We start from the raw sequence: 20,395 nt of genomic DNA, 5'->3' as shown, positions 1-20,395 counted from the left end.
CGGATGATCCCGCCGCAGCTCACGCGCCTCGGCCGCCGCGCTCGGCGCCTGCCCTCCCGCGTCGCCCGGGCGATCGAGTCGGAGTTGAGGGCCGCGGCCCGGCGCCGCCCCGTCCTCGACGAGGTGGTGCTGTACGAGTCCTTCGCGGGCAACGGCGCCCTCGACAACCCCGAGGCGATCTTCCGCGCCCTCCTCGAGGCGCCCGACCAGGCTCATCGCCGGCACGTCTGGGTGCTCGGCCGGGGGCACCGGGCATTCCGCGACGAGTTCCGCCGCGATCCGCGGGTCCGCTTCGTCCGTCCCGGCACCGGCGCCTACTGGCGGGCGGTGTCACGTGCGGGCGTGCTCATCAACAACGCGACCTTCCCGCCGGGCTTCGACAAGCGCCCCGGCCAGACCTACGTCAACACCTGGCACGGCACCCCGCTCAAGCACATGGGCTACGACATGCCCGACGGCGCGATGCAGTCGTCGAACGTGCAGCGCAACCTCCTCCAGGCCGACGTGCTGCTGTCGCAGAGCGCGTGGATGACCGAGCGCATGTACCTCGACGCCTACAAGCTGCGCGGACTGTTCCGCGGCCGGATCCTCGAGGTGGGCTACCCCCGCGTCGACCGGCAGGAGCTGACCGCGGAGGAGGCCGACACGGTCCTCGACGCGCTCCGGGTCGGGCATCCGCGCCGGCGCCTCGTCGTGTACGCGCCGACCTGGACAGGGGAGCGGTTCGGCGCCCCGCGCGACGAGGCCGACGCCATGCTCGCGACCGTGTCCGGGTTGCAGGAGCGGCTCGGGACCGGGTTCCGCGTCGTGCTGAAGGCCCACCAGTCGGTGCAGCACCTCCTCGCGGGCCGACCGGGCACGCGCGACGTGCTCGTCTCCAACGACGTGCCGACGAACCTCGTGCTCGGGGTGGCCGACCATCTCGTGACCGACTTCTCGTCGATCTTCTTCGACTTCCTCGCGCGCGACCGCCCGATCTCGTTCTACGTGCCCGACGCCGGCGCATACCGGGAGGAGCGCGGCGCGTACATGACCGAGGACGAGCTCCCCGGTCCGGTGCTGCGCGATCTGGACGCCCTCGCCGCCCGGATCGCCGCAGACGACGCCGCCGACGCCTTCCGCGACCGCCGACGGGAGTGGGCCGAGCGCTTCACGCTCCGCAGCGACGGGCACGCGTCCGAGCGGGTGATCGACGATGTCCTGCGCGACCACCGGGTCCGCGCCGCGGCGACCGGCGACGACCGTCGGCGCGTGCTCCTCTATCTCGGCGGCATGCGCTCGAACGGCATCACCAGCTCCGCGCTCGCGCTCCTCCGGACCCTCGACCACGACCGGCTCGACGTCTCCGTGCTGATCGCGCGCCCCGCCTCCCGTGATCAGCGCGCGAACCAGGAGCGCATCGACCCGCGGGTCCGCCAGTTCATCCGGCAGGGCGGGATGACGGCCTCGAAGCTGCGGATGCTCCGCCTGCGTCTCCGCGAGCGCCTCCGCCCGGACGCGGGCGAGACCGAGAACCAGCGCCGCCTCTACGCGGACGAGTGGCACCGCGTCTTCGGCGACGCGCGCTTCGACGCGATCGTGGACTTCTCCGGCTACAGCCGGTTCTGGAGCCAGATCCTGCTCCACTCCCCGGACGCGCGGCGCACCGTCTGGCAGCACAACGACATGGCGGCCGAGGAGCATCGTTCGCTGGGCGGGGGCCGACGGATGCGGCTGGCCGCGATGTTCGCGCTCTACCCGCGCTTCGACGCGCTCGTCTCCGTGTCGCCCACGCTGGCCGAGGTCAACCACGCCGCGTTCGGCGATCGTCCCGGTCTCGAGCGCACGCCGTTCCTCTCCGCCCGCAATCCGCTCGACCTCGACCGGATCCGGGCGGGCGCCTCGGCGCCGCTCGACGAGGGGCTGGAGCTGCCCGTGCTCGACGAGCGCGGGGTCACCCGGTTCGTCTCCGTCGGACGTCTCAGCCCCGAGAAGAACCAGCGGCGCCTGCTGCGGGCGTTCGCCGCGGTGCACCGCGACGCGCCGGCGACGCGGCTCGTGCTCGTCGGGGGCGGCCCGCTGCGCGCCGAGCTCGAGCGCGAGATCGCGCGGCTCGGGATCGTCGACGCCGTCACGCTGACGGGTCCGGTCGAGAACCCGTTCGCGGTCATGTCGGCCTGCGACTGCTTCGTGCTGTCGAGCGACTACGAGGGCCAGCCCATGGTGCTGCTCGAGGCCGCGGTGCTGGGGCTGCCGATCGTCAGCACCCGCTTCGGCTCGGTCCGCGACGCCCTGCCCCCGGAGGCGCTCACGGTGGTCGATCCGACTCCGGAGGCGCTCGCCGACGGGATGCGCGCCTACCTCGACGGCCGGGTGCCCCCGGCCGCGATCGACATCGAGGCCTACGGGCGCGCGACGGCCCGGGAGGCGGAGGCCGCGATCCTCGGCGTGGACGCGGGCTCGTCGCCGCGCGCCTCCTCGAGCAGCGTCTCGGCCTCGGCGAGCACGGAGATCGCTGCGCGAGCCGCGACGGCGAGCACGACGACTCCCGCGACGATGCCGATGATCCGGCCCATGACGTCCTCCGATCGATTCCGACCCACTAAGGATCCGCATGCCGATCACAGAACCCTCTAACCCCGCGTCGGGCCCGCGCCGAGCCGACGTCCACCGTGCCGTCGCGGTCCCGGCGCTGCGGCCCCGGGTGATCGTCGCGATCATCGGCGTCGTGCTCGTCGCGGCGGGCGGGATCGCGCTGCGCACGAGCTCCTTCGACCTGCCGGTCGACCGCGCGCTGAACACCGCGCACACGGGCGCGATCGGTGCCCTCGGCGATGCGGTCTACCGCTTCGTCGGTCCGGTGCCGGCGATCATCGGGACGGCCGTGCTGACGGCGATCCTCCTGCTCGTACGCCGCGATCTGCGGGTGGCCGCCGGATTCGCGGTCACCATCGCGGTCACCTGGCTCTCGTCGGCCGTGGTGAAGATCGCGGTCGCGCGACCGCGGCCCGATCCGTCGCTGCTGCCCCATCCGTCGCCCGCGCAGACCGACGCCTCCTACCCGAGCGGGCACGCCGTGTTCATCACGGCCCTGGTCGTGACGGCGGTGCTCGTCACGCGCTCGCCGGCGCTCCGCCGCGTGTGGGCGATCGTGGGCGGACTCGCCGTGATCGGCGTCGGCGTCCTGCTCGTCTCGGACGGCGTGCACTTCCCGACCGACGTGCTCGCCTCGTGGATCTGGAGCCTCAGCCTCGCCCCGCTCGTCGCCGCGGTCTGGGTCCTGATCGTCAGACCGCGGGGGGCCGGGCCGCGTCGACGTGAGGCACGCGCAGGCTGACCCGCAGTCCGTGCGGTTCGACGTTCTGCAGCTCGAGCCGGCCGTCCCCGCGATCGGCGACGCGCTGCACGATCGCGAGCCCGAGGCCCGCGCCCTCAGTCGCGGTCGAGACGCGGGTGAAGCGGGAGGTCGCCGTGGGCAGGAAGTCCTCCGGGATCCCGGGGCCGTCGTCCTCGATCGAGAGCTCCAGCTCATCCGGGCCGCGTCGCAGCAGCCCCCGGATCGTCGTGCCCGCGCCGCCCGCCGCGATCGCGTTCCGCACCAGGTTGTCGACGACGCGGCCGAGGTCCGTCGCCGTGATCGCGTAGCCGTCGGCGGCGGGGTCCCCGTCGGCCTCGAACTCGACCGCGACGCCGGACGGCTCCGCGACGAGACGCGAGCGCTCGCCCGCCGCCTGGAACTCGACGCCGAGCTCGACCGCCGTCCCGAGCGGCCGGCCGTGGTCCGACTCCAGGCTCGAGAGCGTGAGCAGGTCGACGGCGAGCTGCGAGAGGCGCTTCGCGGTCTGGTCGATGTCGAGGAGGCGGTCCGGGTCGTCCGGGTGCCGCTTCGCGAGCTCGACCTGTCCGCGGAGGACGGCGACCGGTGTGCGGAGCTCGTGGCTCGCATCCGCGACGACCTGCCGCTCGCGCGCGGTCGCCTCGCGCACGCGGGCGAGGAACGCGTTGAGCGTCGACGCGAGCGCCGAGACCTCGTCCTGCGCGGGGCCGACCGGGAGCAGCTCGTCCGACTCGGGCCCCTCGAGCGTCTCGGCGCGCCGCCGCATCGCGGTGATGGGCCGCAGGGCCGCCGTGGTGAGGAACCACGACGCGAACCCGAACCCGACGAGGAGCACGGCGCCGCCGATGAGCACGATGTTGGTCAGGTTGCCCATGACCACCTCGGTCGTCGTCGTCTCGTTGCGTGCCGCGACGACGCGCCAGATCCCGTCGGCGCGGTTCACGATCCGGGCGGTCACCAGGTAGTCGGTGTCGCCGCGGGTGACGAAGTGGGAGCCCGGCTCGAGCCGCGCCAGCCTCGTCAGGTCGTCGCGGAGGGGATCGGGGAGATCCCCGCTGGTCGCCTTGCCCGACGGATCGAAGATGACCAGCCGCTCCTCGCTCCTCGGCACGTCGGAGATCCCGCCGGGGTCCTGCTGCAGCAGCGACACGTACGGGGACGTGGCGCTGTACAGGATCCTCTTATCGGAGTTGATCTGGGCCTGCTGCACCTGCTGGAGGAGCAGCGCGCCCGCGGCGGTCAGGAGCACCGCCGCCACGAGCACGCTGCCGATGGTGATGCGCCAGCGGATGCTGAGCCGTCGCCACCATCGCATGCGGGCAATTCTCCCGCGTGCGGAACCCCGCCCGCTGCGCGCCGGGCTCACCCGGCCGCGGCCAGCCTCCCCACCGGCTGCTCGACGAGGTGCTGCGCGTACGCGGGCACCGTGAGGAACTCGGGGAACGCCTCGCCGAGCGCGCCCTCGCGGAAGAGCGCGAGCGCCGCGTCGTAGCGGTCGTCCGCGTGACGCGGCAGCTCGGCGAGCACGGCGGCCGCCACCGCGTCCACGTGCGCCCGGGTCACGGGTGTGCCCTCCTCGGTGCGGACGCCGTTGCGGATCCACTGCCAGAGCTGCGAGCGGCTGATCTCGGCGGTCGCCGCATCCTCCATGAGGTCGTCGATCGCGACCGCGCCGGTGCCGCGCAGCCACGCCTCCAGGTAGCGGAGCGCGACCGACACGTTGGTGCGGACGCCCGCGTCGGTGATGAGCGGGTCGTCGATGTGCACGTCGAGCAGCTGCGCGGCCGTGACGGCGACATCGTCGCGCATCCGGTCCAGCTGGTTCGGGCGGTCGCCGAGCACCGCGTCGAACTCCGCGGTCGCCACCTCGACGAGGTCCGGATGCGCGACCCACGAGCCGTCGAAGCCGGCCTCCGCCTCGCGGCGCTTGTCGGCTGCGACTTGCGCGAGCGCGCGCTCGGTGACCTCGGGTCGCCGCCGGTTCGGGATGAAGGCGCTCATCCCGCCGATCGCCTGCGCCCCGCGGCGGTGGCAGGTGGCGACGAGCAGGTCGGTGTACGCGCGCATGAACGGCACGGTCATCGTGATCCGGGCGCGGTCCGGCAGCAGGTAGCGCCGCCCGCGGCCGCGGAAGTGCTTGACGATCGAGAAGATGTAGTCCCAGCGCCCGGCGTTGAGGCCCGCGGCGTGGTCGCGCAGCTCGTAGAGGATCTCCTCCATCTCGAACGCCGCCGGGATCGTCTCGATGAGCACGGTCGCGCGGATCGTGCCGTGCTCGAGGCCGAGCGCGTTCTCGGTGAAGGTGAAGACGTCGTCCCAGAGCCGCGCCTCGAGGTGCGACTCGATCTTCGGCAGGTAGAAGTACGGGCCGCGGCCGCGCTCCACGAGCTCCCGCGCGTTGTGGAAGGCGTAGAGCCCGAAGTCGACCAGCGACGCCGAGGCGGGGGAGCCGATCCCGGCGCGGTCGACGTAGCGCAGGTGCTTCTCGACCAGGTGCCACCCCCGCGGCCGGAACACGATCGTGGGCGTCCGCTCGGCGGTCACCCGGTACTCGCGGCCGTCCGCGGTGGTGTGCTCGAGTTCGCCGCGGATCGCGTCGCGCAGCGTGCGCTGCCCGCCGACGATCCCGTCCCACGTCGGGCTCAGCGCGTCCTCGTGGTCGGCGAGCCAGACCCGGGCGCCCGAGTTGAGGGCGTTGATCGCCATCTTGGCGTCGGTCGGTCCGGTGATCTCGACGCGGCGGTCCTCGAGACCGGGCCCGGGGCCCGCGACGCGCCACGACGGCTCGCGGCGGACCGGCTCCGTCTCCGGCAGGAAGTCGAAGTCGCGGCCGTTCTCGATCTCGCCGGCGCGGCGCATCCGCGCGATGAGCCGCTCCTGGCGGCGGTGCGCGAACTGGTCGTGCAGGCGGGCGACGAAGCGCAGCGCCTCCGGGGTCAGGATCTCGGCGAACCGCTCCTCGGGGGCTGTCAGCTGTTCGATGCGAGTGGTGGTCATGATCGGTCTCCTCGTGTAGCGGTGCGACAGGTCGCACGGTGTGATGCGAATGGCGGCGCCGGTGCGACGAATCGCACCGGTCAGTGGAACTGGGCGGATTCGGTGGAGCCGGCGAGCGCGAGCGTCTGCGACTCCGGGTTGAGGGCGGTGGCGACGCGGTCGAAGTAGCCGGTGCCGACCTCGGCCTGGTGCCGGGTCGCGGTGTAGCCGCGCGCCTCCGACGCGAACTCGGCCTCCTGCAGCTCGACGTAGGCGCTCATCTGGGTCTCCGCGTAGCGGCTCGCGAGTTCGAACATCCCGTGGTTCAACGAGTGGAAGCCGGCCAGGGTGATGAACTGGAACGCGTACCCCATGGCCGACAGCTCGCGCTGGAACCGCGCGATGGTGTCGTCGTCGAGATGCCGGCGCCAGTTGAAGCTCGGCGAGCAGTTGTAGGCGAGCTTCTGGCTCGGGAACTCGGCGTGGATGCTCTCGGCGAAGGTGCGCGCGAGCTCCAGATCCGGCTCCGACGACTCGACCCACAGCAGGTCGGCGTAGGGCGCGTAGGCGTGGCCGCGCGCGAGCACCGACTCGATGCCGTTGCGGACCTCGTAGAAGCCCTCGGCGGTGCGCCCGCCGGTCAGGAACGGGCGGTCGCGCTCGTCGTGATCGCTCGTCAGCAGCGTCGCGGCCAGCGCATCGGTGCGGGCGATGACGATGGTGGGGGTCCCCGCCACGTCCGCGGCCAGGCGGGCCGCGTTGAGCGTGCGGATGTGCTGCCCGGTCGGCACGAGCACCTTGCCGCCCATGTGGCCGCACTTCTTCTCGCTCGCGAGCTGGTCCTCCCAGTGCACGCCGGCCGCGCCCGCCTCGATCATCTGGTGCATGAGCTCGTAGGCGTTGAGCGGGCCGCCGAATCCGGCCTCGGCGTCGGCGACGATGGGAGCCATCCAGTCCCGGTCGTCGGCCGTGCCCTGCGAGATCTGCCCCGCCCGCAGCAGCGCGTTGTTGATCCGCCGCACGACGGCCGGCACCGAGTTGGCCGGGTAGAGGCTCTGATCCGGGTAGGTCTGGCCGCTCAGGTTGCCGTCGGCTGCGACCTGCCAGCCCGAGAGGTAGATCGCCTGCAGCCCCGCGCGCACCTGCTGCACCGCCTGGTTGCCGGTGATCGCGCCGAGCGCCGCGATCCAGCGCGTGGGGTCGTCGTTCTCCTGGATCAGCTCCCAGAGCCGCTCCGCGCCGCGGCGGGCGAGGGTGCGCTCCTCGCGGACGGGTCCGCGCAGGGCGATGACTTCGTCGGCCGTGTAGTCGCGGCGGACGTCGCTCCAGCGCGGGTCGGCGGCCCACTCGGTCTCGAGCTCGGCGGCGGTCTGGGTCTGGTCTCCCGGTCGGGAGGGCTCGTTGCGGTTCATGCGGTCCACCGTGACCGGATCCGCGTCTGTCGAACCCGTCGGAGTCGACAGGAAAAGTGCCGAATTCCGGCTCCGTCGAAGAACCGACGGGTCCAGGATGGTCGGCATGGACTCCGAGCCCCCTACCGCGCCCGACGATGAGGGCATGCTCGATCCGCTCGTCGTCGGCCGCCGCATCCGTGCTCTCCGCGCCGAGCGGGGCATGAAGCTCGAGGACCTGGCACCCGTCATCGGCCGCTCGGTCTCGCAGATGTCGGTGATCGAGAACGGTCGGCGGGAGCTGAAGCTCGGCGAGCTCGAGCGGCTCGCCCGCGCGCTCGGCGTACGGGTCGACGAGCTGCTGCGCGCCGAGCCGCCGAGCCGGCGCGCCGCCCTCGAGGTCGCGCTGCAGCGGGCGCAGCGCGGCCCGCTCTACCAGGGGCTCGGCCTGCCGCCCCTGCCGGTGCGCAAGTCGCTGAGCGACGAGGCGATCGAGACGGTGCTCGGCCTGCACGCGGAGCTCGAGCGACTACACCGCGAGCGCGCGGCGACCCCCGAGGAGGCGCGTCGGGCGAACGGCGAGCTCCGCGCCGAGCAGAGCGCCCGCGGCAACTACTACCCGGAGCTCGAGCGCACCGCGACCGAGATGCTCGCCGCCGTCGGCCATGCCGGGGGGCCGCTCTCGCAGCGCACCGCCGCCGGGCTCGCCGGCCATCTCGGATTCGAGCTGCACTATGTGCCGGACCTCCCCGACTCCACGCGGAGCATCACCGACATCGAGCACGGCCGCATCTACCTGCCGATGCGCGCCGGGGCCGACCCGCGGTCCACGCTCCTGCAGGCGCTCGCCGCCCACGTGCTCGGCAAGCGCGAGCCGCAGGACTTCGGCGAGCTGCTGCGGCAGCGGGTCGAGACGAATTACCTGGCCGGCGCGCTGCTCGTGCCCGAGGCGAGCGCGGTCGAGTTCCTCACGGCGGCGAAGGGCGCGCGGGAGCTCTCGGTCGAGGATCTGCGCGACGCGTTCGCCGTGAGCTACGAGATCGCGGCGCACCGGTTCACCAACCTCGCGACCGAGCACCTCGGCATCCCGGTCCACTTCCTCAAGGTGCACGCGTCGGGAGCGATCTCGAAGGCGTACCAGAACGACGGCGCGCAGTTCCCTGTCGACGCGCTCGGCACGGTCGAGGGCCAGATCGTCTGCCGCTGGTGGAGCGCCCGGCAGGTGTTCGAGCGCCCCGACCGGATGACGCCCTACTCGCAGTACACCGACAAGCCCAAGGGCACCTACTGGTGCACCTCGCACGTGGCGTCGTCGTCGACGGGCGACTTCTCCATCAGCGTCGGCACGCGCTTCGCCGAGGCCAAGTGGTTCCGGGGGCGCGACACGGCGCACCGGCTCACCTCGCGCTGCCCCGACGAGTCGTGCTGCCGGCGGCCGGATGCGCGGCTCGCCCGGCGTTGGGACGACAAGGCCTGGCCGAGCGCGCGCCTCAACTCCTCGCTGCTCGCGGCGATGCCGACCGGCACCTTCACGGGCGTCGACCGCGCGGCCGTGTACGAGTTCCTCGAGGCGCACGCCCCCGCCTCGGACGACCGGTGACCAAATACCCTGCGGACGCGCCGGACGCAAGACCCGGCGGCGTGTCGGGTGCTGCGCCTAAGGTCGGACGCATGACCGATCAACTCACGCCTGCCGTGGCGGATGCCGCGACGACGTGGGTGCAGGTCACCGAGGAGCTCTGGGTGGCCTCGGCCGGGGGCGAGTTCGTCGGCACGATCGAGCGCGTCGAGGACCGCTACATCGCCGTCGACGGGCACGGCACACCGATCGGCGTGAACGGCGCCCTGGAGGGCGCGAAGGCGCGCTTCGACGATCGGCCTAAGGAGCTCGGGCTCCCGGGGCTGCGCCTCGGTCCGTTCGCCCGACTCGCCATGTGGCTGCGTCGTCGACGCTACGCACGGCTCGCGATGCGCCGGGGAGCAGCTACCGTCTCCCCATGACCGAGGAGCGCCGCGCGCCCACCCTGGTGGATGTGGCGCGGGCGTCGGGCGTGTCGCACCAGACGGTCTCGCGCGTGCTCAACGGCTTCGCCGGCATCCGCCCGGCGACCCGGGATCGCGTCCTCGCCGCGATCGACGAGCTCGGCTACCGGAGGAACCTGGCCGCTCGCGCGCTCGCCGCGGGGCGCACCCACAGCATCGGGATCCTCACCCCGTCGGTCCCCGAGCACGGGCCGACCAGCAGCCTGTTCGCCGTCGAGGGCGCGGCCCGGGAGCACGGCTACCGGCCGCTCGTGACCGCGGCGGCCGCCGACGACGCGGCGACGCGCGCCGCGCTCGGGTTCCTGCTCGATCAGGCCGTGGAGGCGCTCGTCGTCGTGGTGCCGCACGCGGGCGTGGTGCGCGCGCTCGAGGACCTCGGCGTCGTGCTGCCGGTCGTGGCGCTGCAGGCGCCCGCCGGCCCGACCGGCGACGTCGTCGGCGTCGACCACGCGCGAGGTGCGCGCCTCGCCACCGAGCACCTCGTCGCGCTCGGGCACCGCCGCATCCAGCACGTCTCGGGTCCCGCCGGATGGACGGAGTCGGCGGCGCGGCGTCGCGGCGTCGCCGAGGCGCTCGACGCGGCCGGGCTCGAGCGCCTGCCCGTGATCGAGGGCGATTGGACGGCGGCCGCGGGATTCGAGGCGGCGGGGCGACTGGATCCCGGCGTGACGGCGGTCGCGTGCGCGAACGACCAGCTGGCGATCGGCGTCATGGCGGCCCTCGCCGACAGCGGGCGGCGGGTGCCGGACGACATCAGCGTCACGGGCTTCGACGACCTGCCCGAGGCGGCCTTCCTGCGCCCCGCGCTCACGACCGTGCGGCAGGACTTCGACGAGATCGGTCGCCGGGCGGTCGAGCTCATCGTGCGGCGCCTGGACGGCGACGGGGGAGGCGCGGTGCAGCGGATCGCGATCGAGCCCGAGCTCGTCGTCCGCTCCTCGACCGCACCGGCTCGACCCGACCGCGTGTGAGCGCTAACATCGGGGCATGACTCCCGACGTCGAGAGCGCCATCGAGCGGACCCGCGCCGAGGTCGCGACCCTTCACGCGGAACTCGTCCGATACGGCCTCGTCGTCTGGACCGGGGGCAACGTCTCCGGTCGTGTCCCCGGCGCCGACCTCTTCGTCATCAAGCCGTCCGGGGTCTCGTACGACGACCTCGCGCCGGAGAACATGATCCTCTGCGACCTCGACGGCGACGTCGTGCCCGGCACCCCGGGCAGCGAGCGGAGCCCGTCGAGCGACACCGCGGCCCACGCGTACGTCTACCGCGAGATGCCCGAGGTCGGCGGCGTCGTGCACACCCATTCGACCTACGCGGTCGCCTGGGCGGCGCGCGGCGAGGAGATCCCCTGCGTCATCACGGGCATGGCCGACGAGTTCGGCGGCCCCATCCCGATCGGCCCCTTCGCGATCATCGGCGACGACTCCATCGGCCGCGGGATCGTCGAGACCCTCCGCGGGCACCGCTCGCGCGCGGTCCTCATGCAGAACCACGGCCCCTTCACGATCGGCGTCAGCGCGCGCGACGCGGTGAAGGCGGCGGTCATGTGCGAGGACGCGGCGCGCACCGTGCACATCGCGCGGCAGGCGGGCGAGCTCGTCCCGATCCCGCAGGAGAAGATCGACGCGCTCTACGCGCGCTACCAGAACGTGTACGGCCAGGCGACGGACGCCCGTCGCGAGGACGCGCGGTGAGCGGCGGTCTCGTCCTCGGCATCGAGCTGGGCTCGACCCGCATCAAGGCCTGCCTCGTCGACGCCGACGACCCCTCGCGGATCGTCGCGACCGGGTCGCACGAGTGGGAGAACCGTCTTGTCGACGGGCTCTGGACCTACGACCTCGACGAGGTGTGGTCGGGCGTCACCGCCGCGTACGCCGACCTCGGCACGGCCCCGGAGCGGCTCGCCGGCATCGGCGTGTCGGCCATGATGCACGGCTACCTGGCCTTCGACGCCGCGGGCGGGCTCCTCGTGCCGTTCCGCACCTGGCGCAACACCAACACCGGGCCCGCGGCGGCCGAGCTCACCGGGCTGTTCGGAGTCAACATCCCGCTCCGCTGGTCGATCGCGCATCTGCACCAGGCGGTGACGGACGCCGAGCCGCACATCCCGCGGATCGCCTCGGTCACGACGCTCGCCGGGTACGTGCACGAGCGCCTCACCGGGCGCCGGGTGCTCGGCGTCGGCGACGCCTCGGGGATGTTCCCGATCGACCCGGCGACGCGCGACTACGACGCCGAGCTCGTCCGCCGCTACGACGAGCTGGTCGGCGACCGCCTGCCGCACCCGCTCGCCGAGCTGCTGCCCGAGGTCCTCGTGGCCGGCCGGCCGGCGGGGGAGCTGACCGCCGAGGGCGCCGCCCTCCTCGACCCGAGCGGCGTCCTCCAGCCGGGCGCCACCGCCGCGCCGCCCGAGGGCGACGCGGGGACCGGGATGGTCGGGACCAACGCGATCGCCCCGCGCACCGGCAACGTCAGCGCCGGGACGAGCATCTTCGCGATGGTCGTGCTCGAGCGGCCGCTCGGCGCCGTGCACGAGGAGCTCGACGTCGTCACGACGCCGCTCGGCGACCCGGTCGCGATGGTGCACTGCAACAACGGGGCGAGCGAGGTCGCGGCGTGGGCGGGCGTCTTCGGGCGCTTCGCCGAGGCCGCCGGCACGCCGCTCGACACCGACGCGGTCTACGAGGCGCTCTTCCGCGAGGCGCTCGCGGGCGAGGCCGACGCGGGCGGCGTGATCGCCTACAACCACCTCGCGGGCGAGCCGATCGCCGGGCTGTCCGAGGGCCGGCCGCTGGTCGTGCGCCCGCCGGACGCCCGTCTCACCCTCGCCAACCTCATGCGCGCCCAGCTGTACGGCGTCTTCGGCACGCTCGCCCTCGGGATGCGGGTGCTCGACGAGGAGGGTGTCGCCCTGGAACGCATGTATGCCCACGGCGGTATGTTCCGCACCGCCGGGGTCGCCCAGCGCTTCCTCGCCGGCGCGCTCGGGGCTCCCGTCACGGTCGCGAGCGACACCGCCTCGGAGGGCGGGGCGTGGGGCATGGCCGTGCTCGCCGCCTTCGCCGCCCGTTCGACGACCGGCGACACCGACCTCGCCGGGTACCTCGACGACGCGGTCTTCACCGGCCCCGCCCCCGCGACGGCCGACCCCGACCCCGCCGACGTCGCCGGGTTCGGCGCCTACCTCGACCGCTACCGCGCCGGCCTCGACGTCGAGCGCGCCGCGATCCCCGCCGTCTCCACCACCCCCTCCCGAGAAGAAGAGCAATGACCTCGATCGTCCCCGACCTGAAGAAGTCCGTCGTCTGGTTCCTCACCGGCAGCCAGGGGCTGTACGGCGAGGAGACGCTGCGCCAGGTGGCGGAGCAGTCGAAGACCGTCGCGGCAGGACTCGCCGGCTCGGCCGACATCCCGGTCACCGTCGAGTGGAAGCCGGTGCTCACCGACCCCGAGTCGATCCGCCGCGCGATGCTCGACGCGAACGCCGACGACGCCGTGATCGGCGTCATCACCTGGATGCACACCTTCAGCCCGGCGAAGATGTGGATCTCGGGGCTCGACGCGCTGCAGAAGCCGCTCCTGCACCTGCACACCCAGGCCAACGTCGAGCTGCCGTGGGCCGACATCGACTTCGACTTCATGAACCTCAATCAGGCCGCCCACGGCGACCGGGAGTTCGGCTACATCGAGTCGCGCCTGAACATCGCGCGCACCACCGTCGTCGGCCACGTCTCCGATCCGGCCGTGACGCGACGCGTCGGCGTCTGGACGCGTGCCGCCGCGGGCCGCGCCGCCACCCGCGGCATGAAGGTCGCCCGGTTCGGCGACAACATGCGCTACGTCGCCGTGACGGAGGGCGACAAGACCGAGGCGGAGCTGCGGCTCGGCGTGCAGGTGAACACCTGGCCGGTCAACGAGCTCGCGGCCGCGGTCGCCGACCAGACGGACGCCGGCGTCGACGCGCTCGTCGCCGAGTACCTCGACCTGTACGACGTCGTGCCGGAGCTGCGTCCGGGCGGCGATCGCGCCGCCTCGCTCCGCGACGGCGCGCGCATCGAGCTGGGGCTGCGCTCCTTCCTCGAAGCGGGCGGGTTCCACGCGTTCACCGACTCGTTCGAGGACCTCGGCGACCTGACACAGCTGCCGGGCCTCGCGGTCCAGCGCCTCATGGCCGACGGCTACGGCTTCGGCGCGGAAGGCGACTGGAAGACGTCGGTGCTCGTGCGCACCGCCAACGTCATGGGCGCGGGCCTCGCGGGCGGCGCCAGCCTCATGGAGGACTACACGTACCACCTGGAGCCGGGGCAGGAGCTCATCCTCGGCGCCCACATGCTCGAGGTCTCGCCGACGCTGACGACCGCCAAGCCGAGCCTCGAGATCCACCCGCTCGGCATCGGCGGCAAGGACGACCCGGTGCGCCTGGTCTTCACGGCCGATCCCGGACCGGCGGTCGTCGTCGCGCTCAGTGACATGCGCGACCGGTTCCGGCTGGTGGCGAACGTCGTCGACAACGTCGCCCTGCCGCATCCGATGCCGAAGCTCCCGGTGGGCCGCGCGATCTGGAAGCCGCAGCCCGACTTCCGCACGTCCGCGACCGCGTGGCTCATGGCGGGCGCCGCGCACCACACGGTCATGTCGACGCAGGTCGGCGTGGACGTGTTCCGCGACTTCGCGAAGATGTCGGGCGTCGAGCTCCTGGTGATCGACGACGGCACGACCGTCGACGGCTTCGACCAGCAGCTGCGCTGGAACGCGGCCTACTACCGGCTCGCGCAGTCGATCTAGCGGGAGCTCGGCCCGCTCCCCGCCCCCTCGGTACCCGCGCGGTGGTGGAACGAATGACGGAGATCATGTCTCCGACGTGCGGAAGGTGGCCGGGATGACGGGGTCGAGACGCCCGGGCGGGCGCTGATCTCCGTCATTCGTGACAGTCGCGTCGAGGCGTGCGGCGGTCGTGACGGGAGGCGGGTCAGCGGGCGGAGCGGCGGCCGCGGTCGAGGAGCGGCCCGACGCGGTAGGGGATGAGTTCGCCCATGGAGAGCGATGTCTCGGTCCGCTCGACGCCGTCGATCGCGAGGATCGCGGCGTCCACGTCGAAGAGGCGGTGGATGTCGGGGGACACGACGGTCGCCACGAGGTCGGCTGAGCCGCTCATCCCGTGCGCCTGGACGACCTCCGGGATCGTCGCGATCTCGTCGACGATGCGGGCGAGGTCCTTCTGCCGCGTCGTCACCGAGATGAACGCGGTCACGGGGTAGCCGAGCGCCTCCGGGCTGATGCGCCGGTCGAACGCGAGGAACGCGCCGGCGTCCTCCAGCCGTGACATGCGCGCGTAGACCGTGTTGCGCGAGACGCCGAGCGTGTCGGCCAGGGCGACGAGCGACGCCCGCGGATCGTCGACGAGCGCGGCGAGGAGCTGCAGGTCGAGCGCGTCGAGACCGGGCATGGTGCACAGGGTACCCAAGATCTCCCTGCGTTTGATGAGCATTATGCGCAGTCGAGCAGGTATCTATTGAGCGGATCGGCCACCTCCGCGCAGAATGACCGCAACGGTCACGCGACGAGGCGGAGGCGATCATGGCGAGGGTGCCATCGGAGCTGGATGAGACGGACATCGTGCAGCTGCTCGATCCGAGCGGCGCGCGCCGCCCGTCGGCGGCGTACGACTCCCTCGCCGCCGACCTGACCCCCGACGACCTGCTCGCCCTCTACCGCGACATGCGCGTCATCCGCCGCATCGACGACGAGGCGACCGCCCTGCAGCGCCAGGGGGAGCTCGCGCTCTGGCCGCCGCTGCGAGGTCAGGAGGCGACCCAGCTCGCCTCGGCCCGGGCGCTCGGCGACGGCGACTTCGTGTTCACGAGCTACCGCGAGCACGGCGTCGCGTTCGCGCGCGGGGTGCGCGGCGTCGACCTCGTGCGGGTCTGGCGCGGGGCGACGGCCTCCGCCTGGCACCCGTACGAGCACCGCGTCGCGACGCCGCAGGTCATCATCGGCGCGCAGAGCCTGCACGCGACCGGCTGGGCCATGGGCGAGGTGCTCGCGAAGGGCGACCAGACCCCCGATGCCGGGGTGGCCTACTTCGGCGATGGCGCGATGAGCGAGGGCGACGTCGCGGAGGCCATGGTGTTCGCCGCCTCGTTCCGCCTGCCGGTCGTCTTCGTGTGCTCCAACAACCAGTGGGCGATCTCGGAGCCCGTGACGCTGCAGGCGCCGGGGACGCTCGCCGACCGAGGTCCCGGATTCGGCATCCCGTCGGTGCGCGTCGACGGCAACGATGTGCTCGCCGTCTACGCGGTGATGCGCGAGGCGCTGGATCGCGCCCGCGCTGGCGAGGGGCCGACCCTCATCGAGGCGGTCACCTACCGGATGGGACCTCACACCACCGCCGACGACCCCACCCGCTACCGCACGGCGGAGGAGCTCGCGGCGTGGGCGGAGCGCGATCCCGTCGACCGGCTGGAGCGCCTGCTGCGCGCCGAGGGGATCCTCACCGACGAGCGGGAGGCAGAGGTCGGCGCGGCCGCGGACGAGGCCGGCGGCGAGCTGCGGGCCGCGTGCATCGCCCTGCCGGACCCCGAACCGCTCGCCGTCTTCGATCACATCTACGCGGAGCCGAATCGGCAGATCGAGCGCGAGCGCGCCGAGTACGCCGCCTACCTCGACGGATTCCGCCTCGACGACGCCACGGAGGCCCGGCGATGACCATGCTCACCCTCGGAGGCGCGCTGCGCTCGGGCCTCCGTCGTGCCCTCGCCGAGGATCCGGACGTCGTCCTCCTCGGCGAGGACATCGGCGTGAACGGCGGCGTGTTCCGCGTGACCGACGGCCTGCAGCGGGAGTTCGGCCCGCGCCGGGTGATCGACACCCCGCTCGCGGAGTCCGCGATCCTCGGTACCGCGGTCGGCCTCGCCTACCGCGGGTTCCGGCCGGTGTGCGAGATCCAGTTCGACGGCTTCGTCTATCCCGCCTTCGACCAGATCGTGTCGCAGCTGGCGAAGATGCACTCCCGCACGAACGGCGACGTGCGGATGCCGATCACGATCCGCATCCCGCTCGGCGGCGGCATCGGCGCCGCCGAGCACCACTCGGAGTCGCCGGAGGCGTACTTCGCGCACACCGCGGGGCTCCGCACGGTCGTCGCGTCGACGCCGCAGGACGCCGCCGTGATGCTGCGCCAGGCGATCGCCTCGGACGACCCCGTCGTCTTCTTCGAGCCCAAGCGGCGCTATCACGTCAGGGCGGAGGTCAACGAGGAGGTGGACCTCGCGACGGCGCTCCCGCTCGACCGCGCGCGCGTCGTGGCGCGGGGCACGGATGCGACCGTGGTCGCCTACGGCGGCATGGTCGGCGTGTGCCTCGATGCCGCGGCGGCCGCCGCCGACGAGGGGGTCTCGCTCGAGGTGATCGACCTGCGGTCGCTGTCGCCGGTCGACTGGGACACCGTGGAGGCCTCCGTGCGGAGGACCGGCCGGCTCGTCGTCGTCCACGAGGCCGCCGGGCATGCCGGCTTCGGCGCGGAGATCGCGGCGACGCTCACCGGGCGCTGCTTCGAGCTCCTGCTCGCCGCACCCGTGCGCGTGACGGGGCACGACATCCCCTACCCGGTCGCGAAGCTCGAGAAGCACCACCTGCCGGACCTCGACCGCGTGCTCCACGGCGTGGACCGGGTGCTGGGGCGCGTCCTGGTGGTCGAGCCGGTCGAGACCACGGCCCCCGCGCGACCCGTTCCCTCCGCTCGCGAGCTCGTCCGATGACCGCCCGCGAGTTCGTGCTCCCCGACCTCGGCGAGGGTCTCACCGAGTCGGAGATCGTCAGCTGGCACGTCGCCGAGGGCGAGACGGTCGCCCTCAACCAGGTCATCGCTGAGGTCGAGACCGCCAAGGCCCTCGTCGAGCTGCCGTCGCCCGTCGCGGGCGTCGTCGCGCGCCTCCACGCGGAGCCGGGCGCGACGGTCTCGGTGGGCGAGCCGCTCGTCACCTTCGAGGTCGACGCCCCGCTGGTCGAGCCCGGCAAGGTCGACGCCCCGCCGGTCGATTCCTCGCCGACGACCGAGGTGCGCGAGCCGACGCTCGTCGGGTACGGCGCCGCACCCGAGCGCGGAGGCCGCCCGCGTCGCCGACCCCGCCGTGAGGTGCTCGCCCCGCCGCCCGCGCATCCCGACCCGGCGCACGAGCGCGTGCGCTCGACGCCGCCGGTGCGCACCCTCGCGCATCGGCTCGGGGTCGACATCGAGCAGGTGACGGGGCACGGGCCGGACGGCCTCGTGACGCGGGAGGACGTGGAGGGCGCCGCGAGCGGGGTCTCGGCACGCCCGCCGGAGGCGGATTCCTCGACCCACGACGGGGAGGACCGTCGGATCCCGGTGCACGGCGTGCGGAGGCGCACGGCCGAGGCGATGGTCGCGAGCGCGTTCACCGCGCCCCACGTGACGGTCTGGACCACGATCGACGTCACCCCGACGATGGAGCTGCTCGACCGCATCGCCGCGACACCGGAGGCCGCCGGCATCCGGGTCACGATCCTCGCGGCCGTCGCCCGCGCGACCTGCCTCGCCCTCCGGCGGCACCCCGAGCTCAACAGCTCGTGGGACGACGCCGCGCACGAGATCATCGAGTACGCGCGGATCGGGCTCGGGATCGCGGTCGCGACCGAGCGCGGGCTGGTCGTCCCGAACCTCCCCGACGCCGGCGGACTCGGCCTCCTCGACCTCGCCGCCGCGATCGGCGGCCTCGCGGAGCGGGCGCGCGCCGGTCGCACGGAGCCCGCGGCATTCGCGGGCGGCACGTTCACGATCAGCAACATCGGCGTCTTCGGCGTCGAGGGCGGCACCCCGATCCTCAACCCCGGGCAGACCGGCATCCTCGCCGCGGGCGCGGTCGTGCGGCGGCCGTGGGAGCACGAGGGCGGCATCGCGCTCCGGCAGGTGATGACGCTCAGCCTCTCGTTCGACCACCGCGTCGTCGACGGCGAGCAGGGGTCGCGCTTCCTCCACGACGTCGGCGCGCGGCTCGCCGACCCGGCCCTCGCCTTCGCGCGGAACTGAGCCGCGCCCCATGACCGTCCTCACGACCTCCGTCGACCCCGGCTCCGCGTCGGCCGCCGCGAACGACGCCGACCAGCGCGCCCTCGTCGCCGAGCTGCGCGAGCGCCTCGCGACCGCGGCCCTCGGCGGCTCGCCCGCCGCCCGCGAGAAGCACGTCGCCCGCGGCAAGCTGCTGGCGCGCGATCGGATCGACCGGCTCCTCGACGAGGACAGCCCCTTCCTCGAGATCGCGCCGCTCGCCGCCTTCGAGCTCTTCGACGACGACACCCCCGGGGCCGGCGTCGTCGCGGGCATCGGCGTCGTCTCCGGCCGGCTCGTGATCGTCGTCGCGAACGATGCGACCGTCAAGGGCGGCACGTACTCCCCGATGACGGTCAAGAAGCACCTCCGCGCGCAGGAGATCGCGCTCGAGAACCGGTTGCCGTGCGTCTACCTGGTCGACTCGGGCGGCGCGTTCCTGCCGATGCAGGACGAGGTGTTCCCCGACCGCGACCACTTCGGCCGCATCTTCTTCCACCAGGCGCGGCTGTCGGCCGCCGGGATCCCGCAGATCGCCGCCGTCATGGGCTCGTCGACGGCGGGTGGGGCCTACGTGCCCGCGATGAGCGACGAGACGGTCATCGTGCGAGGCGAGGGCACCATCTTCCTCGGCGGGCCACCGCTCGTGAAGGCCGCGATCGGCGAGGTCGTGACCGCGGAGGAGCTCGGCGGCGGGGAGCTGCACGCACGCACCTCCGGGGTCGTCGACCACCTCGCCGAAGACGACGAGCACGCGCTGGAGATCGTCCGCGGCATCGTCGCGACGCTCGCGCCCGATCCCGCACCGGTCTGGGAGGTGCTCGAGTCGATCGAACCCGTCGTCGATCCCGCGGGCCTCTACGCCGCCGTGCCGGTCGACGTGCAGCAGCCCTACGACCCGCGTGAGGTGATCGCCCGACTGGTGGACGGCTCCGCGTTCCAGGAGTTCAAGTCCGAGTACGGCACCACCCTCGTGACGGGCTTCGCCCGGATCCACGGGCATCCCGTCGGCGTCGTCGCCAACCACGGCGTGCTCCTCGGCGAGTCGTCGCGCAAGGGCGCGCACTTCATCGAGCTGTGCGACCAGCGCGGGATCCCGCTCCTGTTCCTGCAGAACATCTCCGGTTTCATGGTGGGCCGGGATGCCGAGGCCGCGGGCATCGCCAAGGACGGCGCGAAGATGGTGACCGCCGTCGCGACGACCCGGGTGCCGAAGCTCACCGTGATCGTCGGGGGCTCGTTCGGTGCCGGCAACTACTCGATGTGCGGTCGCGCCTACTCGCCGCGGTTCCTGTGGTCGTGGCCGGCCTCGCGCATCTCGGTCATGGGCGGCCCGCAGGCCGCGTCGGTGCTCTCGACCGTCAAGCGCGAGCAGCTCGAGGCGCGCGGCGAGGAGTGGTCGGCCGCCGACGAGGAGGCGTTCCGCGCCCCGATCCGCGAGAGCTACGAGCGTGCGGGCAGCCCGTACTACGCCACCGCCCGGCTCTGGGACGACGGCATCATCGACCCGCTCGACACCCGCCGGGTGCTCGGCATGGCCCTCGAGGTGTGCTCGCGCACGCCCCTGCCCGAGCCGCGCCTCGGGCTGTTCCGGATGTGAC

16 protein-coding genes are annotated in these 20,395 nt (G+C 73.2%); 12 read left to right on the top strand and 4 right to left on the bottom strand.

Annotated elements, in window-relative coordinates:
- Positions 1-3 precede the first annotated feature (3 nt).
- Positions 4-2,616, top strand: a complete 2,613-nt coding sequence (locus ACTHM3_RS05190; protein ID WP_440405038.1) for a CDP-glycerol glycerophosphotransferase family protein — start codon at positions 4-6, stop codon at positions 2,614-2,616.
- Entirely contained in the window at positions 2,594-3,316 is a 723-nt protein-coding gene (locus ACTHM3_RS05185; protein WP_440405037.1) for a phosphatase PAP2 family protein, read from the top strand. The genes ACTHM3_RS05190 and ACTHM3_RS05185 overlap by 23 nt, the downstream gene beginning before the upstream one ends.
- On the opposite strand, the gene ACTHM3_RS05180 is transcribed toward ACTHM3_RS05185, so the two are convergent.
- The 3 genes from ACTHM3_RS05180 to aceA form a co-directional block, all read right to left on the bottom strand.
- Positions 3,267-4,631, bottom strand: coding sequence for a sensor histidine kinase (locus tag ACTHM3_RS05180; RefSeq protein WP_440405036.1), 1,365 nt, complete (start codon positions 4,629-4,631; stop codon positions 3,267-3,269). The two genes, ACTHM3_RS05185 and ACTHM3_RS05180, sit on opposite strands and share 50 nt — an antisense overlap.
- A gap of 47 nt (positions 4,632-4,678) precedes the next feature.
- Positions 4,679-6,313, bottom strand: coding sequence for a malate synthase A (aceB, locus tag ACTHM3_RS05175; RefSeq protein WP_440405035.1), 1,635 nt, complete (start codon positions 6,311-6,313; stop codon positions 4,679-4,681).
- Positions 6,314-6,393: 80 nt separating this feature from the next.
- Positions 6,394-7,704: an isocitrate lyase gene (aceA, locus tag ACTHM3_RS05170; RefSeq protein ID WP_440405034.1), complete on the bottom strand. Its 1,311-nt coding sequence runs from the start codon at positions 7,702-7,704 to the stop codon at positions 6,394-6,396.
- Between the two features lie 106 nt (positions 7,705-7,810).
- Here aceA and ACTHM3_RS05165 point away from each other — a divergent pair, with 106 nt between their 5' ends.
- The 6 genes from ACTHM3_RS05165 to araA all read left to right on the top strand — a co-directional run bounded on the left by ACTHM3_RS05165 (position 7,811) and on the right by araA (position 14,515).
- Positions 7,811-9,283, top strand: a complete 1,473-nt coding sequence (locus ACTHM3_RS05165; protein WP_440405033.1) for a helix-turn-helix domain-containing protein — start codon at positions 7,811-7,813, stop codon at positions 9,281-9,283.
- Between the two features lie 71 nt (positions 9,284-9,354).
- Positions 9,355-9,684, top strand: a complete 330-nt coding sequence (locus tag ACTHM3_RS05160; protein ID WP_440405032.1) for a hypothetical protein — start codon at positions 9,355-9,357, stop codon at positions 9,682-9,684.
- Complete coding sequence (locus ACTHM3_RS05155) at positions 9,681-10,697, top strand: LacI family DNA-binding transcriptional regulator (RefSeq protein ID WP_440405031.1); 1,017 nt, start codon at positions 9,681-9,683, stop codon at positions 10,695-10,697. Before ACTHM3_RS05160 ends, ACTHM3_RS05155 begins: the two co-directional genes overlap by 4 nt.
- A gap of 16 nt (positions 10,698-10,713) precedes the next feature.
- Positions 10,714-11,424, top strand: coding sequence for an L-ribulose-5-phosphate 4-epimerase (locus ACTHM3_RS05150; protein ID WP_440405030.1), 711 nt, complete (start codon positions 10,714-10,716; stop codon positions 11,422-11,424).
- A complete protein-coding gene (locus ACTHM3_RS05145; protein WP_440405029.1) occupies positions 11,421-13,001 on the top strand; it encodes a xylulokinase in 1,581 nt (526 codons plus the stop codon). The genes ACTHM3_RS05150 and ACTHM3_RS05145 overlap by 4 nt, the downstream gene beginning before the upstream one ends.
- Complete coding sequence (gene araA / locus ACTHM3_RS05140; RefSeq protein ID WP_440405028.1) at positions 12,998-14,515, top strand: L-arabinose isomerase; 1,518 nt, start codon at positions 12,998-13,000, stop codon at positions 14,513-14,515. Before ACTHM3_RS05145 ends, araA begins: the two co-directional genes overlap by 4 nt.
- A 184-nt stretch (positions 14,516-14,699) precedes the next feature.
- Here the strand turns inward: araA and ACTHM3_RS05135 are convergent, their stop codons facing one another.
- Complete coding sequence (locus ACTHM3_RS05135) at positions 14,700-15,176, bottom strand: Lrp/AsnC family transcriptional regulator (RefSeq protein ID WP_440405027.1); 477 nt, start codon at positions 15,174-15,176, stop codon at positions 14,700-14,702.
- 131 nt (positions 15,177-15,307) lie between these two features.
- Between ACTHM3_RS05135 and pdhA the strand changes: the two genes are divergently transcribed.
- The 4 genes from pdhA to ACTHM3_RS05115 are packed head-to-tail and all read left to right on the top strand — an operon-like array spanning position 15,308 to position 20,394.
- The gene (gene pdhA / locus ACTHM3_RS05130; protein ID WP_440405026.1) at positions 15,308-16,435 is read left to right on the top strand and encodes a pyruvate dehydrogenase (acetyl-transferring) E1 component subunit alpha; all 1,128 of its coding nucleotides are present in this window, start codon (positions 15,308-15,310) and stop codon (positions 16,433-16,435) included.
- The gene (locus ACTHM3_RS05125; RefSeq protein WP_440405025.1) at positions 16,432-17,487 is read left to right on the top strand and encodes an alpha-ketoacid dehydrogenase subunit beta; all 1,056 of its coding nucleotides are present in this window, start codon (positions 16,432-16,434) and stop codon (positions 17,485-17,487) included. Before pdhA ends, ACTHM3_RS05125 begins: the two co-directional genes overlap by 4 nt.
- Positions 17,484-18,776 (top strand): dihydrolipoamide acetyltransferase family protein, encoded by a 1,293-nt coding sequence (locus ACTHM3_RS05120; protein WP_440405024.1) that lies wholly within the window; start codon positions 17,484-17,486, stop codon positions 18,774-18,776. Before ACTHM3_RS05125 ends, ACTHM3_RS05120 begins: the two co-directional genes overlap by 4 nt.
- Positions 18,777-18,786: 10 nt before the next feature.
- Entirely contained in the window at positions 18,787-20,394 is a 1,608-nt protein-coding gene (locus ACTHM3_RS05115) for a carboxyl transferase domain-containing protein (RefSeq protein ID WP_440405023.1), read from the top strand.
- Position 20,395 lies beyond the last annotated feature (1 nt).

The sequence above is a fragment of the Pseudolysinimonas sp. genome, from assembly GCF_051954455.1.
GTDB lineage: Bacteria > Actinomycetota > Actinomycetes > Actinomycetales > Microbacteriaceae > Pseudolysinimonas.
This window is presented reverse-complemented; position numbering and strand designations above follow the sequence as displayed.

What these genes read in the sequence shown, in the direction of transcription:
- ACTHM3_RS05190 (WP_440405038.1), top strand. Translation starts at nt 4, where the DNA reads ATGATCCCGCCGCAGCTCACGCGCCTCGGCCGCCGCGCTCGGCGCCTG.
- ACTHM3_RS05185 (WP_440405037.1), top strand. Translation starts at nt 2,594, where the DNA reads ATGCCGATCACAGAACCCTCTAACCCCGCGTCGGGCCCGCGCCGAGCC.
- ACTHM3_RS05180 (WP_440405036.1), bottom strand. Translation starts at nt 4,631, where the DNA reads ATGCGATGGTGGCGACGGCTCAGCATCCGCTGGCGCATCACCATCGGC.
- aceB (WP_440405035.1), bottom strand. Translation starts at nt 6,313, where the DNA reads ATGACCACCACTCGCATCGAACAGCTGACAGCCCCCGAGGAGCGGTTC.
- aceA (WP_440405034.1), bottom strand. Translation starts at nt 7,704, where the DNA reads ATGAACCGCAACGAGCCCTCCCGACCGGGAGACCAGACCCAGACCGCC.
- ACTHM3_RS05165 (WP_440405033.1), top strand. Translation starts at nt 7,811, where the DNA reads ATGGACTCCGAGCCCCCTACCGCGCCCGACGATGAGGGCATGCTCGAT.
- ACTHM3_RS05160 (WP_440405032.1), top strand. Translation starts at nt 9,355, where the DNA reads ATGACCGATCAACTCACGCCTGCCGTGGCGGATGCCGCGACGACGTGG.
- ACTHM3_RS05155 (WP_440405031.1), top strand. Translation starts at nt 9,681, where the DNA reads ATGACCGAGGAGCGCCGCGCGCCCACCCTGGTGGATGTGGCGCGGGCG.
- ACTHM3_RS05150 (WP_440405030.1), top strand. Translation starts at nt 10,714, where the DNA reads ATGACTCCCGACGTCGAGAGCGCCATCGAGCGGACCCGCGCCGAGGTC.
- araA (WP_440405028.1), top strand. Translation starts at nt 12,998, where the DNA reads ATGACCTCGATCGTCCCCGACCTGAAGAAGTCCGTCGTCTGGTTCCTC.
- ACTHM3_RS05135 (WP_440405027.1), bottom strand. Translation starts at nt 15,176, where the DNA reads ATGCCCGGTCTCGACGCGCTCGACCTGCAGCTCCTCGCCGCGCTCGTC.
- pdhA (WP_440405026.1), top strand. Translation starts at nt 15,308, where the DNA reads ATGGCGAGGGTGCCATCGGAGCTGGATGAGACGGACATCGTGCAGCTG.
- ACTHM3_RS05125 (WP_440405025.1), top strand. Translation starts at nt 16,432, where the DNA reads ATGACCATGCTCACCCTCGGAGGCGCGCTGCGCTCGGGCCTCCGTCGT.
- ACTHM3_RS05120 (WP_440405024.1), top strand. Translation starts at nt 17,484, where the DNA reads ATGACCGCCCGCGAGTTCGTGCTCCCCGACCTCGGCGAGGGTCTCACC.
- ACTHM3_RS05115 (WP_440405023.1), top strand. Translation starts at nt 18,787, where the DNA reads ATGACCGTCCTCACGACCTCCGTCGACCCCGGCTCCGCGTCGGCCGCC.